Below are 14,174 nucleotides of genomic sequence, written 5' to 3'. Positions count from 1 at the left end.
GATTGACGTCAATATATCCTGGGAGAATTCTCACCGCAATCTCAGTTGGAGTGCAAGGTGGAGTGATCCTGATGAACAACGGATTGGATGATGTCGTTGCCACCGAAACCGTGATGTCCGATGTGGATGGCCTGGCCGGACGGCTGATCATCCGCGGGCATTCCCTCGACGATCTTGCTGGGCGTCATAGCTATGAGGAGGTCGTCGCGCTTCTCCTCGCTGGCTTTTTCGAGGACTTGCCGGCGGAACGGGACCTCGCCGCCCGCCTCGGCTCGGCCCGGGCCGAGGTGTTCGAGGCCCTGGTGCCGGCAAGCACGAGGCTCGGCCATCCGACAGTCACCGAAGCCCTGCGCGCCGCCATGGCGCCGCTTGCGGACGGGGAGGATCTTGCCACCGCCCTTCGCCTCATCGCGGCGCCGGCGGTGCTGGTGCCCGCCCTCATCCGCCAGCGCCGGGGGCAGCCGCCCGTAGCGCCGGATGCGGGCGCCGGCCATGCGGCCGACATTCTGCGCATGCGGCACGACAGGATGGCTGCGCCCGAAGCTGCGGCGGCACTCGACACCTATCTGGTGACGGTAAGCGACCACGGCCTCAACGCCTCGACCTTTACGGCCCGCGTGGTCGCTTCCACCCACGCCGGGCTGGTTTCCGCCAGCCTCGCGGCGCTCAGCGCCCTCAAGGGGCCGCTGCATGGCGGCGCGCCCGGGCCGGTACTCGACATGCTTGACGGCATCGGCGCGCCGGAACAGGCGGAAGCCTGGCTGGAGGCGAGCCTCGACAAGGGCGAGCGGCTGATGGGCTTCGGCCACCGTGTCTACCGCGTGCGCGACCCGAGGGCGGAGGCGCTGAAACGCTCGGTGCGCGCGCTGGTGGCCGGCGGCGAACAGACCGAGGGCCGCCTCGCCTTGGCAGAGGCCGTGGAGGCGGCCGCCACCCGTATCCTCGCCCGCCGCAAGCCGGACCGGCCGCTGCAGATCAATGTCGAATTCTACACCGCCCTGCTGCTCGAGGCGCTCGGCTTTCCGCGCGAGAGTTTCACCGGCGTCTTCGCCATGGGCCGGTTGGCGGGCTGGATCGGCCATGCCCGCGAGCAGACGCTCTATGGCCGCCTGATCCGCCCGCAATCGCGCTATGTCGGCCCTAGGCCGGAGCAAGCGGCGTAAAGTGAGGCCATTGTGTCGGGCTCGACAGAATGGTGTGCCGGTCTTCAGACCGGCATTGAACCAGAGCGCGGGCAGGAAAAGCGCTCTGTTCGGTTGTCGAGGTGGTTCCGATGCCAATCTGGAGATCGGCACACCGAAGGCGCCGGTGTGCCGACCCCCAGGCACGGAGCCGCCGCACCTGTCGGAAAAGCCAGAATGCCGGTCTGAAGACCGGCACCCCTCCTTTACACCGCTACTGCCGCGGTCTGCTTCCGCACCCCCGCCAGGATGATCAGCGTCGCCACCAGCAGCACGATGCCCGCCGCGGCATAGACGCCCCGCGCCCCGCTGGCGTCGAAGAAGGCGCCGCCGGCCGAGGCGCCGATCGAGATGGCGAGCTGTACCGCGGCGACGATCAGGCCACCGCCGCTTTCGGCTTCATCCGGCACGGCGCGGGTGAGCCAGGTCGACCAGGCGACCGGCACGGCGCCGAAGGCAAGGCCCCAGAGCGCGATCATCACCGTATCGGCCAAAGGCGCGCTGCCCAGGGCCGCAAGCACCAGGCCAAGCACGCCCATCACCAGCGGCATCACGGTCAAGGTGAGGCGCATGTCGCGTTCCAGCAGGAAGCCGCCGAGCAGCGTGCCGAGGAAGTTGGCGATGCCGAAGCCAAGCAGGATGGCCGACATGCCGCCGACGCCAACCCCCGTCACCGTCTCCAGGAACGGCCTGATATAGGTGAACAGGGCGAAATGGCCGGTGAACACCAAAGTGACGGCGATCATGCCGAGGCCGATCTGCGGCCGCGCCAGCACCTCGATCAAAGTGCGCAGGCGCGCATGGCCTTGCGGCGCCATGCTCGGCAGCGTGGCGAACTGGACGACGAGGGTGAGCGCCCCGAGACCGGCCGCCAGAAGGAAGACCGTGCGCCAGCCCGCCAACTCGCCGACAAAGCTGCCGAAAGGCGCGGCGAAGATGGTGGCGGCCGAGACTCCGGTGAAAATGATCGAGAGGGCGCGCGGCACCTGCGCTTCCGGCACCAGCCGCATCGCGGTGGCCGCCGCCATGGTCCAGAAGCCGCCGAGCCCGATGCCGAGCGCCACGCGCCCGAGCACCAGGGCGGTGAGGCTCGTGGCGCTCGCGACCAGCAGGTTGGAGGCGATCAGCAGCACGGAGAAGCCGAGTAGGAGGTAGCGCCGGTCGAGCCGGCGGCTGACGCTCGCGACCAGCAGGCTGGTGATCAGGGCGACACTGGCGGTCGCCGTCACCGCCTGCCCGGCCAGGCCTTCGGTAACGCGGAGGTCGCGGGCGATCGGGGTCAGCAGGCTGGCCGGCAGGAATTCAGCCGTCACCAGCCCGAAGACGCCGAGCAGCATCGAGATCACGGCCCCCCAGGCGGCTGTCTGGCGCGGCGGTGCCGGGGAGGCCCCCGGAGTTGAATTGCTCATGTCATGCATCCTGGAACGTTTTGCGTTGCAGCAAACATAGAGTGGACTTGGCGGACGATCTATGTCATGAAATCCAAAATGCTTGATCATTCGTCCAAATCTCTCGCGACTCCGCGGCCAGCCTCGACCTCTTCGGATCTGGTGAGCGAACTGCTGCTCGGCATGCGCCTCACGGGGGTGCAATATCGCCGCATGGAGCTGGCGGCGCCCTTCGGCATCCGCTTCGGCACCATGGCTGGGCGGGCACAGTTCCATTTCGTCGCTGCAGGCACGGTGTTCCTGCGGGGCCTGGGGGAGACTGTGCATCGGCTGGAGGCGGGCGATGCCGTGCTGCTGCCGCGCGGCGGGGCGCACGATCTCGTCTCGGCGCCAGATCTGCCGAGCCGCGACATCGACAGCTTCGAGACCACGGAACTCTGCCACTGCGTCTGCGCCATCGAAGCCTGCCCGGAGGCAAGCTGCCGCAGCAAGGATGCGCTGGTGTTCAGCGGCTGCATGGAATTCGACCTTGGTGGCATGCATCCTCTCATCGGTCTGATGCCGGAGGTGATGCTGGTCGGCACGCTGCTGGCGCGCCAGCCCGAGATCGTGCCGATGCTCCAGGCCATGGAACGCGAGGTGTGCATGGAACGCGCCGGCTCCGCCGGCATATTGGCGCGGCTGGCGGATGTCGTGTCCGCTTCCATCGTGCGCGGCTGGGTGGAATGTGGCTGCGACGACGTGCGCGGCTGGCTCGAAGCGCTGCGCGATCCCCGCCTCAGCCGCGCCATCGGCGCCCTGCATCGTGATCCCGGCCGCAACTGGACGGTGGAGGAACTCGCCAGCGAGACGGGCAGCTCCCGTTCCGCCTTCGCCGAACGCTTCCTCACCGTCATCGGCCAGACGCCCTTGCGCTATGCCACCGAACTGCGCATGCGCCTCGCCGCCGAATGGATCGGCCGCGACCGCATGCCGATCGAAACCGCCGCCGAGCGTCTGGGCTATGGCTCCCAGGCCGCCTTCAGCCGGGCCTTCAAGCGGGTGATGGGCCATCCGCCGGGGGCGGTGAAAGGGATGCGGGCGGCGTAGAGCCCGCGTCTTGTTCTGCGAGGTAACGTCAGCGCTGCCCCTCCTCCAGCATCTCCTTGAGATCCCCCAGCTCGCTGTGATGCAGCAGCAGCACGCCCAGTTTCCGCGCCAGTTGCTCGGCCGCCTTGGTGAAGTCGCGGTTCGAAACCACCGCGGCATAGTCGGCGTCGCTGAAGCCGGCGGCGGCGTGGGCTTCCTGGACGGCTTTGTTGCCGACGGGATTGCCGAAATAGAGCTTGCATTGCAGGGCGACGACCGTGTCGTCCCTGCGCGCCAGGATGTCGACGCCCTGGTCGCCGGACCGGCCCGTGACCTCGGCCTCCCAGCCCGCCTTGCGCAGGAGGTCGGCGCAGAGGTGCTCGTAATCCTCCGGCGTGATCTGGTCCATCGCCTCGGGGATGCTCGTGTCGGGCTCGGCGGCGGCCCAGGCCTTCACCATGCGGGTGGCGAAGGCGTCGAAGCGGGGGATGGCCTCCTCGTCGAGGCTGAGCTTCACGGCTTCGCGGAAGCGCACCAGCTCGTCATGCCATTTGTCGAATTCCTCGGCGCCATAGGCGTTGACGCGCACCAACTGGCGGTAGCGTCTGGTGAGCGCGCCGCTGTGGCGGCGGATCAGGCGGCGCCATTCCGGCTTGTCGCCGCCGACAGGCAGGATGCCGAGCCAGGTGAGCAGAATCACCAGCGCCAGCCCCGTCGCGGCGATGGCTGCCGCCCGGCCGGTGAGGCGTTCGAGGCGCGCCAGATTCATCGCGACGATGAACACGATCGCGTATTTGGTCAGGCTGACCCATGTCGATGGCCTGAATATGCCGAATCCCCGAAGCATGGGCTGGTTCTAGCCTGAAATTGCTGCCAAGAGGTGCAGCAGAACCTGCTAGGAGGTCGTCATGACCGAGATCGAGACCCTGGGCGCCCGCATCGATGCGCTCGAAATGCGCCTGACCTTCCAGGACGAGACCATCGAGGATCTGAACAAGGCCATCGTCGCGCAGTGGAAGCAGATCGACGGGCTGACGCGCCAGCTCGCCCAGATCGAGGATCGGGTGGCGGTGGGCGAGCAGAGGGCCGATCTTGCCGGCTTGCCCGAACCACCACCCCCGCATTATTGAAAGAGCCTCATCCTTGGAAGAGCCCGTGCCCGAATCCCCCACACCCCCGCTGATCACCCTGGCCCAGGCTGCCCGCCGCCTGGAGACGGAGGCCAAGGCCCTCGGCAATGTCGCCCGCCAGCACGGCTTCTTCACGGCCGTGGGCCGGGACCTCTACTTCACCGAGGAGCAGCTCAAGGCGGTGGATACGCTCCTGAAGGACAGGACGCGGGCCGAGAAGAAGGCGGCTGCGCGCAAGAAGAAGCCGCGCTCGACCTTCGGGATCCATGAGAGCGCGGAATTGCGCAAGCAGAGGCGGCGCGACAAGAAGCGGCAGGAAAAGAAGGAGGGGGAGTAGTCCCCGGGTGCGCGGACGTCTCGTCCGCCTCTTCCTTTCCCACAAGCGTGGTGGTTCCAAGAAGCGGACGAGACGTCCGCGCACCCGGGAAAATCACCCCAAATTTGACCTGCTCCCCGTCAGCACCTCCGCCATCAGCGGCCGGCTGACCCTCTCTCCGAAATGGCGGCGCCTGCCGACCACCAGCTCGACCAAGGCGCGTGTATAGAGCCCAGGGCCGCTCGAATAGATGCGCCAGCCGCCGTCCACCGCGATGGTCTGGGCCCGCACCCGGCCCCATTCGGCGCTCGCCGCGTAGCGGTCGAGGAAGGCGGCGTCGGAGGAGGAGAAATAGGTGTTGCGCTGGCGCAGCGACGCATTGGGCAGGCGTCCGGTCACCGCGATCGGGTTGGCCAGCGCCAGCTGCTCCCAGACCTTCTGGGCCTCGCCCTGCTTGGCCAGGGCCTCGCAATAGCGCAGATGGGCGTGCACATACATCAGGCCGATCTCGCGCCCGAAATAGGAGGCGGATTCGGCGCGGCGGAACAGTTTCTCCGGGCCACCGCCATAGACCACCGGCCGATCCATCAGATGGGCGCCATCCGGCAACAGCAGATGCTCGCGGATCACGCCGAGGTGGTGGCGCGCCTGGTCTGATGTGAACAGCCCGCCGATGATGGGCTGCGTCATGGAGATCAGCGAGTAGGATAGGCCCGTGCGGGTGTCGGAGGGATGCAGCAGCAACTCCACCCCGTCATGGGCGGGATCGAACAGGCCATAGCCAGCCACCACGCCGTCGCGGATGAGGTGGCGGTTGTAGTCGCTGCGCATCCTGGCCGCGAGGTCGGAGAGTTCGGTGCCACGTGCCGCCTCGCCCCAGCGCTTGAGGATGGCCGAATAGCGCAAGACCTGCTCGTACAGGAGCGCCACCGTCCAGCTCGACACCATCCAGTCGCGTAAGTGCGGATCCGCCGGCTGGAGGGAATCGTTCCAGTCGCCCTCGCCATAGCGCACGAGGCTGGTGTTGGGGATGAAGCTCGCCGTCACGGTTTCGAGCAGCTTCTCGACATGGGCGGCGAGGCTGGCCGTCTCGGCGGTGCGGGCGTTCTTGGCGTCGCGCCAGGGGGCTGGCGCGTCGAGGATAGTAAGGTCGCCCGTGGCCTCGACATAGTCGCACAGCGCCTTGAGCGGCCAGACGATGACGTCGCCATGGCTGTCGCCGGCGCGAATATAGGGATAGGGGTCGAGCATGAACCATTGCGGCCAGTCGCCCTTGGCCTGCGACTGCTCGCCGAACAGGGTCAGCACGATGTCCTTGACCTCGGCATCGTGCTCCAGCGCCAGCATCATCTCGATCGGGCCCTGGCAGACATCGCGCGTGCCCCAGGCTGCGCCGGTATATTGTTCCAGGCCATGCGGCACTGTGAGATGCATCATGGCGTCATGGGCAAGCCAGGGCAGCAGCAGGTCCTGCGCTTCCACCTCGGCGTCGGAGCCTTCCAGGCGCAGGTCGCGGGTAACGTGGCTCCAGAACCGGCGGGCCGGCGCGAGCAGGCTCTCCGTGTCCGGCCCGGCGGCGAAGCGCTGCGCGAGGGCCTCGCCTTCCGTCGCCGAGGTCATCGAGCCGGTGACGGCGAAGACGAGTTCGGTGGTCGGCGCCGAGCGCAGGGCGATGAAGGCGCCGCCGCGGGCCGTGCCGTCCTCATAGAGCAGTTCGTCGCCGCCGATGGCCTCCACCGCCGCGGGGGTCGAGGTGACGAGGTGATAGGCGGCCTCGGGATAGGTCTGCCCCCACAGCCAGTCCGCGCCCGGGCGTAGCGTGATTCGCTTGGCGTTTGCGTCAACGTCAACCGTGCCCGTCTGCTCATAGTCGCGCTCGCCCATCACGACATGGCCAAACACAAGGAAGCGGCAGGCCTGGCCCTCGACGCTGACGCGCCACTGCATGCCGGGCGCATCGCCGGCGGCGACGGCTTGCACGGTGATGGTGCGGTCGGCGAGGCGATAGATCCATTTCGCGTCGTTGAGGCCGATATCGAAGGCCGAGGGCACGGTGAGGAGCCGCCAGGGATGATCGCCGCCCTGGCCGAGATCCACGAGCATGCGCAGCCCGCTCGCCTGGGTGAGGTTGTAGGGATCGCGCGAGACCGAGAACAGCTTGTGGAAGGAGGTGTTGCCGATGGTCAGTTGGGCGGAGAACACGCCATGCATCCAGGCGGTGGAGCACAGCGTGGACTCATCGAGCTTCATGCTCCCGCCGCTGCGCAACAGGGCGCCATGGCGGCGCGGCACCTGGCGCTCCTTGGCGGCGAGCACGATGTGGCGGTTCTGCTCGCCCTCCGGCACGAAGAAGGAGAGCAGGGTTTCGCCCTGCCTTTCCTCGGCCTTGCGGGTGGGGTAGAGCCGGCCGACCAGGTCCATATCGAGCGCCTCGACGGCGAGAGGCCTTGCACCCTGCAGCAGGCTGCGCAAGGGCTTCGCGGGCGCCGGCAGCGAGACCTGCCCGATATCCTGGCGCAGAGAGGCAATATTGCTTAGCCGGCTTAAGTCTGCACCGCTCGATGCGTCCGGATGGTCGGGCTCGAACCGGCCGAAGAAGATGATCTCGGCCGTCCCCGATCCCGAGAGCGTCAGCGGCAGGGACTGCAGGCCGACGCAGCCGACCTCGTGCTGCTGGCGGATATCGGGCAGATCCGTGCCAAAAGCCTGTTCGAGCGTGCCGGAAAAGCGGTAGTCGGGCCCGAAAAGCTGCAGCGCGTCGGTGGCGAAGCTCTTCACGCCCTGCAGGCAGCCATGCGCAACCCAGGGAAATTTACCGGCCTGGCTTAAATTTTGCCGGCTCATGATCACAGGGCCGAACTGCTGGTGATCGCCGATATGATGGTCGAGATATTGCGAGACATAGGCCTCGCTGTTCATCAGGAAGCCGCGCGGCCCAAGGCCGATATCCTGCACGAAGACGATATCGCAGGGCGTGTCGCCATGGCCGGAAAGGGTGACGTCCCAGAACCAGGCTGGTTCGCTCGGGTGCAGGCAGAGGGTTACGCGGAAATCGATGCCGCCGGCCTGTCCTGTCCAGCCGGCGCTGCTCCCGTTTGCGGCGAAATCCGCCTTTGCCTCCGGCCCGACCAGCTCGGCCACGAAGGGTTTCCTGCCGCCGGCGCGCAGATAGATCCGTCCGATGCCGCCATGGATGGGCGAGCCGAGCACCTGGTTGATGGTCACCGGCGCCTTCGCGTCGCGATGCTCGATGGCGAAGACGGTGCCGTTGGCGGCAAAGCTTACCGTCAGCCCCGCCGCATTGGCGATCGAGGCCAGCTTGAGATCCGCATCGCGCGGGATGCTGAATTGACGCTTGCCGCCGTCGGCCATGGCTTCCTCCTTAGGGCGCGTTCGAATCGCGCCGGCTTGGTCGTGCCCCATTCGGCGCACACTCCGTTCGGAAAAAGCGCAACTGTCAATCCGCCTTATCGACCGTCGGATCGGCGGCGGCCGGTTGCGGCCCGTTGCCGATGAAGGTCACCGGCACGCCCTGGCGCACCAGAGTGGCGAGGGTGAGCGCGTCCCAATTGGTCAGGCGGATGCAGCCATGGGAGTAGCGTTTCGAGATGCGGCCGGGATCGGGCGTGCCGTGGATGCCGTCACCCTCGGCATTGAGATCGATCCACACCAGCCCGACCGGATTGTTCGGTCCCGGCGCGATGGTGAAGGGATGCCTGGCCTTGACGCCCTTGAAGGCATATTTCGGATTATAGGTGTAGTCGGGCTTGAGATTCACCCTTTCGATCTCCAGCGTGCCCGAGGGAGCCGGTTTGTCCTCGCTGCCCACCGAGGCCGGGAAGAAGTGGAGGAGCCGGCCGGTGGCGTCGAACGCCTTCAGCGTGAGCCTGTCCTTGTCGATCTCGAGCCGCGTGGCGGAGCCGGGCAGCGGCGCCTGGCGGTTGGCCTTCACCCGCGCAAGGTCGGGCTGCGCCACGGCGGCCACCGTGATGGTGTCGCCGGGCTTCTTGAAGCGCTCGCGCGGATTCATCGCCTTAAGGAGTTCGGGGCTGATGTGGAATTTCTCGGCCAGTTCCTCCTCCACATTGCGATAGCCGAGCCGGCGCAGATGCGCCATGGCCTCGAACTTCACCGGAATGCGCTTGGTGAAGGGGCCGCGCAGATCCTGGCGGGTGATCTCATAGTCCGTCACCGCCGGCTCCTGCGTCGTCCCCGCCAGGCTGTCCCAGCTCGCCTGGTCGAGCTCGCCGGTCGAGGGCAGGCCGTGATCCGCCTGGAAGGCCGCGAGCGCCTTGGCGAAATTGTCGCCGTGGCGGCCGTCGATCTCGCCGGGCGAATAGCCGGCGCGGTCGAGCAGGATCTGGGCCTTGACCAGCGAGGCGCGGGGGCCTCGGGGCTTGCCCCGGATGTCCTTGGCAGAGAAGGTCGCGGTATTGATGCTCTGCGTATCGAGCTGGGCCGAGAGGGCGGGCCCGGCGAGCAGCATCAGGATGAAGCTGGCGGCAATCGCAACAAGGCGCATGGTCTGTCTCCCGAACCGAGGATGCCAAGAGAGGATGCCAAGACAAGTCGCCGATGGCGCAAGAGGTTCCCTCGGGAGGAGCTCCCCTCGAGTTCCGGGCACCGGAGCGGTGGTGTGAATCAGGACAGAACAGGACGGCCCAAGATGGCTGGAAATCGCCGCCGCCACGCTATAAGACCGCGCTGTTTCGTGAGAATGAAAGTTGCGCCATGACCGAATTGATTGACGGCAATGTCCACGCGGCCAATGTCCGCGCCCGCACCAAGGTTCGCGCGGAGGCGTTTGCCGCCGCCCATGGCCGCAAGGCGCGCCTCGATGTGGTGATCGTCGGCAACAATCCGGCCAGCCGCGCCTATGTGAACACCAAGGCCAAGATGGCGCATGAGACGGCCATCGACGGCCGCCTGATCGAGCTGCCCGAGACCATCGGCAAGGATGAGCTGCTCGGCGTCATCAATGGCCTCAACGCCGATCCTGGTGTCGACGGCATCCTGGTGCAGCTTCCGCTGCCCGGCCATCTCGACGGACAGATGATGATCGACGCCATCCATCCGGCCAAAGATGTCGACGGCTTCCACCCGATGAATGTCGGCAAGCTCTTTACATCTGCCAGGATCGATCCGGAAGCGATGCTGATCCCCTGCACGCCGCTGGGCTCTTTAATGATGCTGCTCGACACCGTCGGCAAGGCCGGCCTCTCCGGCAAGAACGCCGTGGTGGTCGGCCGTTCCAACATCGTCGGCAAGCCGATGGCCCAGCTCCTGCTCGCCAATGACTGCACGGTGACCATCGCCCATTCGCGCACCAAGGATTTGCCGGCAGTGTGCCGCGAGGCCGACATCCTCGTTGCCGCCGTGGGCCGCGCGGAGATGGTGCGGGGCGACTGGATCAAGGACGGCGCCGTGGTTATCGATGTCGGCATCAACCGCGTGCCCACCGAGGACGGCAAGGGCCGCATCGTCGGCGATGTCGCCACCCAGGAAGCGATGGGCAAGGCGTCCTACATCACCCCGGTGCCGGGAGGCGTCGGCAAGATGACGGTGGCCTGCCTGCTCCACAACACGGTGGTGGCCGCCGAGGCGCGGGTGAAGGGATAGGGTGCGGCCAGCCCTTACCGGGTAGCGCCCCAGAGCGAAACGAGGCGGGGCAATCGCATTAAACCGGGAGAGCGTTCCCCATCTCCTGTCATTCCCTTCCCGATGCCTTCGGCAATGCCGGGAATGACAGTGCCTCCTTCCTCCAACATGAGCCTAAAGGACGACGCGGCGTTGCTTGCGGCCCGCGTCGCGCCCGCCTACATTTCAATGATGTGAGCGGGGCGAAAGATCCAGCCTGCCCAGGCCTCGGGATCGATCTGGCCCGACAAGCTCGCGTCAGGATGCGGGCCATCCCATGGTGTGTGCCGGTTGCGGTTTCGAACTCGCGCCAGGCTTCGCCTTCTGCCCGCGCTGCGGGCGGCGGCAGGCCAATGGCAGCGCCGTGCCCGAGGCCGCCGGTGCACCTCCCGAATCAGCCCCTGCGCCCCAGGAGGAGCGCGAGGCGGACCGGCGGCTGGTCACGGTGCTCTTCGCCGACGTCACCGGTTTCACCACCCTGGCCGAACGGCTCGATCCCGAGGAGGTGCGGGCCTTCCAGACCGCCTTGTTCGAGACCCTGGCGCAGGTGGTCGCCCGCCATGACGGTTTTGTCGAGAAATTCATCGGGGATGCCGTGCTGGCGGTGTTCGGCGCTCCCCTTGCCCATGAGGACGATCCCGAGCGCGCGCTCAATGCGGCACTGGACATGGTCGCGGCCCTCACACGGCTCAATGAGCAATGGGCCGCCCGCCTGGGGCAGACGATAGGCCTTCATATCGGCGTCCATACCGGGCCTGTCGTCGCCGGCCATCTCGGACGGACCTCCACGGCCGCCTATGCCGTGACCGGCGACACCGTGAATACCACTGCGCGCCTGCTCGCCGAGGCCTCGGGCGCCATCCTCGTCTCCGAGGCGACAGGTGCCCTGACGCGACACCGCTTCGCCTTCGGGCCGGCGCGCGCCCTGACGCTCAAGGGCAAGGCGGAACCCGTCCTGGCCTATCCCCTGATCGGCCTGCTGGCCGCGCCGGGCTCGGGCCGCGGACTGGCGGCCCATGGGCTCGCCAGCCCGATGACCGGCCGCACCGACGAGTTGGCGCAGTTGATGGCCGCCTTCGACCGGATGCGCACGGGCCGCTCCCAGCTCGTCGATCTCGCCGGCGAGGCAGGAGCGGGCAAATCACGCCTGATCGCAGAATTCCTGGCGGTGCTGGAGGCAGAGGGTGGGCTTGACGGCGGCGCCATCCGCCGCGTTTCCTGCTCGTCGCGGGGCGAACCGACCTATGGCGCGTTCGGCGCCTTGTTCCGGGAGGGCTATCAGGTGCGTCCCGACGATTCGCTCGAGGCGGCACGGAGCAAGCTCGCGGTGGGGCTGCAATCGCTCGGAGCGGAGGCCGAGACGGCGGACGCGATTGCGCCGATGCTCAGTTACATGCTCGGCGTGGAAGATTCCGAGCGACGCGAACTCGCGCCCGAACAGCTGAAGCGCCAGATCACGCTCGCCGCACGCCTGCTGATCGAGCGACGGCTCGACCAGGGCCATCTCCTCTTCATCATCGAGGACATCCACTGGGCGGATGCAGCCTCGGTGTCGCTTCTGTGCGATGCCGCTGACCACCTCGCCGATCGCTGCTTCATGCTGGTGCTGTCCCATCGTCCTGAAGGGCAGGTGCCACCCGCTTCGCGCGCTGAACGCTCGACCATCCGCCTCGCGCCTCTCTCGCGGGAAGACACGAGGGCCATCGTCACCGGCCTGTTCGGCGAGATGGCGGATGATGGCGGGCAGGACATCGGCAACTTCATCGCCGCCCGGTCCGGAGGCAACCCGTTGTTTGTGGAGGAGATCGTCCGCAGCCTCGTGAGCCGGGGCGTGCTGGTGCGCCATGGCGATCGGTGGGTACGTGGGGCGCCGCTCGATGCGCGGGAGGTTCCTGCTACCCTGCAGGGTCTGCTCCTGTCGCGGGTCGATGCCCTGCCCGCCGAGGCGCGGCGGCTGCTTCAGGAGGCGGCCGTGCTGGGCGTGACGGGAGGGCTCGCGCTCCTGCGGGCCATCGCGGCGGATGCGGGCGCCGTCGAGGGCAGGCTGGAGCAGCTCATTGACGCCGACCTTATCTGCCCGGCCGAGCCTGGCGAAGGGGATGACTCCTACCGTTTCCGGCATGCGCTCGTGCATGAGGCGGTGTATCAGAACCTGCTGCTTGCCCGCAGAACCGAACTGCATGAACGGGCCGGCCGTGCGCTCGAACGCACCGTGGGCGAGCATCCCGAAAGGCTGAGCGATCTCGAAGCCCTGGGGCACCACTGGAGCCTGAGCGCCGACAAGACGAGGGGCGCCCGCTACCTGATGGCGGCCGGCGATTGGGCTCGCGGCCTCTATGCCAATGAGGACGCCATCCGGCACTACGAGCGTGCCTTGAGCACCTTGCAGGGCAACCCGGCATGCGAAGGCGACATCCGCTCCATTCGCGAAAGGCTGGCCGATCTTCTGGCGCTGGCCGAACGGCGCACCGAGGCGGCGGTTCACTACGAGGCGGTACTTCGGGATTTCGAGGCCAACATGGATCATGCAGGCGCCGCCCGCCTCTATCGCAAGAGCGGCTGTTTGCACTGGGAGTCGGGCGAGCGCGAAGAGGCTGCTGCCTGCTTCGCACGGGGCCTCGCTCTGCTCGGGGACGAGGGCTATTGGCTGGAACGCGCCGAATTGCTCGAGGAAACCGGCCGGCTCGCCTTTCGCGCCGGCGACAATGCAGGGGCGATTGCCTGGGCGGAGCGGGCCCTGGCCGAGGCGGATCGCGACAACGGCGCTGGCGCGGAGCCGGAGCGCCTTCGCGAGCTCGCCGCCACGCGGGCCCAGGCCTACAACACGATCGGTGTGGCGCTTGCCCGCAGCGGCCGGCCGGCCGACGCCGTCGACCATATCGAGCAGAGCGTCAGGCTGGCGGAGGAGCATGCCCTGCTGCAGGCCGCCTGCCGCGGCTATACCAATCTCGGCGTGCTCTACTCCTCGCTCAACCCGCAGCGGAGCATCGGCACCTGCCTGCGAGGGCTGGAGACGGCCAAGAAGGTGGGCGATCTCGGCTTCCAATCCCGCATCTACGCCAATCTCGCCGTGTCCTACTGCGCATTGACCGACCGCTGCGAGGACGAAGGTGTCGAGGCGGCGCAGAGAGCCATCGATCTCGATCGTCGGCTCGGGCTCTTCGATCATCTGGCCGCCCCGCTCATCATACTCGGCCAGATCTATCAATGCCGGGGCGACCATGCGCTCGCCTTGGCATCCTATGAGGAAGCGCTCCATCTGGCCGAGGAGACGGGTGAGCCGCAATTCCTCTTCCCCTGCTATGATGGTCTCGGCACACTCCATTTGGACGCTGGGAACCGGGCCTCAGCGGAGCTATACTTGGCGAAATCCGACGAGGTCTGCCAACGCGCCGGACTCGAACCCGATGCACTGATGGTTCTGCCGTTTCTGTGTTGACCGGGAGCTAGTCGA

Annotated in this window: 10 protein-coding genes; 6 read left to right on the top strand and 4 right to left on the bottom strand. The window is 67.3% G+C overall.

What is annotated here, in order from left to right:
- Positions 1-71: 71 nt before the first annotated feature.
- Positions 72-1,163 (top strand): citrate synthase/methylcitrate synthase, encoded by a 1,092-nt coding sequence (locus tag QQL24_RS01020; protein WP_284310018.1) that lies wholly within the window; start codon positions 72-74, stop codon positions 1,161-1,163.
- A gap of 224 nt (positions 1,164-1,387) precedes the next feature.
- Here the strand turns inward: QQL24_RS01020 and QQL24_RS01015 are convergent, their stop codons facing one another.
- Positions 1,388-2,599, bottom strand: a complete 1,212-nt coding sequence (locus tag QQL24_RS01015; RefSeq protein ID WP_431310621.1) for an MFS transporter — start codon at positions 2,597-2,599, stop codon at positions 1,388-1,390.
- Positions 2,600-2,668: 69 nt separating this feature from the next.
- On the opposite strand from QQL24_RS01015, the gene QQL24_RS01010 reads away from it, so the two are divergent.
- Entirely contained in the window at positions 2,669-3,658 is a 990-nt protein-coding gene (locus QQL24_RS01010) for an AraC family transcriptional regulator (RefSeq protein ID WP_284310016.1), read from the top strand.
- Positions 3,659-3,686: 28 nt separating this feature from the next.
- On the opposite strand, the gene QQL24_RS01005 is transcribed toward QQL24_RS01010, so the two are convergent.
- Positions 3,687-4,484 (bottom strand): restriction endonuclease, encoded by a 798-nt coding sequence (locus QQL24_RS01005; protein ID WP_284310015.1) that lies wholly within the window; start codon positions 4,482-4,484, stop codon positions 3,687-3,689.
- Between the two features lie 61 nt (positions 4,485-4,545).
- Between QQL24_RS01005 and QQL24_RS01000 the strand changes: the two genes are divergently transcribed.
- Positions 4,546-4,767: a SlyX family protein gene (locus QQL24_RS01000; protein WP_284310014.1), complete on the top strand. Its 222-nt coding sequence runs from the start codon at positions 4,546-4,548 to the stop codon at positions 4,765-4,767.
- Between the two features lie 25 nt (positions 4,768-4,792).
- On the top strand, positions 4,793-5,104 hold the full coding sequence (locus tag QQL24_RS00995) for a hypothetical protein (RefSeq protein ID WP_284310013.1): 312 nt from the start codon (positions 4,793-4,795) through the stop codon (positions 5,102-5,104).
- Between the two features lie 93 nt (positions 5,105-5,197).
- On the opposite strand, the gene QQL24_RS00990 is transcribed toward QQL24_RS00995, so the two are convergent.
- On the bottom strand, positions 5,198-8,455 hold the full coding sequence (locus QQL24_RS00990) for a GH36-type glycosyl hydrolase domain-containing protein (RefSeq protein WP_284310012.1): 3,258 nt from the start codon (positions 8,453-8,455) through the stop codon (positions 5,198-5,200).
- An 85-nt stretch (positions 8,456-8,540) separates the two neighbouring features.
- Positions 8,541-9,605, bottom strand: coding sequence for a L,D-transpeptidase family protein (locus QQL24_RS00985; RefSeq protein ID WP_284310011.1), 1,065 nt, complete (start codon positions 9,603-9,605; stop codon positions 8,541-8,543).
- A gap of 209 nt (positions 9,606-9,814) precedes the next feature.
- Between QQL24_RS00985 and QQL24_RS00980 the strand changes: the two genes are divergently transcribed.
- The gene (locus tag QQL24_RS00980; RefSeq protein ID WP_284310010.1) at positions 9,815-10,702 is read left to right on the top strand and encodes a bifunctional 5,10-methylenetetrahydrofolate dehydrogenase/5,10-methenyltetrahydrofolate cyclohydrolase; all 888 of its coding nucleotides are present in this window, start codon (positions 9,815-9,817) and stop codon (positions 10,700-10,702) included.
- Between the two features lie 295 nt (positions 10,703-10,997).
- Positions 10,998-14,159 (top strand): adenylate/guanylate cyclase domain-containing protein, encoded by a 3,162-nt coding sequence (locus QQL24_RS00975; protein WP_284310009.1) that lies wholly within the window; start codon positions 10,998-11,000, stop codon positions 14,157-14,159.
- Positions 14,160-14,174: the final 15 nt, after the last annotated feature.

Source organism: Labrys miyagiensis, assembly GCF_030160835.1.
Classification (GTDB): domain Bacteria; phylum Pseudomonadota; class Alphaproteobacteria; order Rhizobiales; family Labraceae; genus Labrys; species Labrys miyagiensis.
The sequence above is the reverse complement of the archived record's forward strand: the minus strand, read 5'-3'. Positions and strand labels throughout refer to the sequence as shown.

Bases quoted from the DNA above. Each gene is read 5' to 3' on its own strand.
- QQL24_RS01020 (WP_284310018.1), top strand. From the start codon at position 72: ATGAACAACGGATTGGATGATGTCGTTGCCACCGAAACCGTGATGTCC.
- QQL24_RS01015 (WP_431310621.1), bottom strand. From the start codon at position 2,599: ATGCATGACATGAGCAATTCAACTCCGGGGGCCTCCCCGGCACCGCCG.
- QQL24_RS01010 (WP_284310016.1), top strand. From the start codon at position 2,669: ATGCTTGATCATTCGTCCAAATCTCTCGCGACTCCGCGGCCAGCCTCG.
- QQL24_RS01005 (WP_284310015.1), bottom strand. From the start codon at position 4,484: ATGCTTCGGGGATTCGGCATATTCAGGCCATCGACATGGGTCAGCCTG.
- QQL24_RS01000 (WP_284310014.1), top strand. From the start codon at position 4,546: ATGACCGAGATCGAGACCCTGGGCGCCCGCATCGATGCGCTCGAAATG.
- QQL24_RS00990 (WP_284310012.1), bottom strand. From the start codon at position 8,455: ATGGCCGACGGCGGCAAGCGTCAATTCAGCATCCCGCGCGATGCGGAT.
- QQL24_RS00985 (WP_284310011.1), bottom strand. From the start codon at position 9,605: ATGCGCCTTGTTGCGATTGCCGCCAGCTTCATCCTGATGCTGCTCGCC.
- QQL24_RS00980 (WP_284310010.1), top strand. From the start codon at position 9,815: ATGACCGAATTGATTGACGGCAATGTCCACGCGGCCAATGTCCGCGCC.
- QQL24_RS00975 (WP_284310009.1), top strand. From the start codon at position 10,998: ATGGTGTGTGCCGGTTGCGGTTTCGAACTCGCGCCAGGCTTCGCCTTC.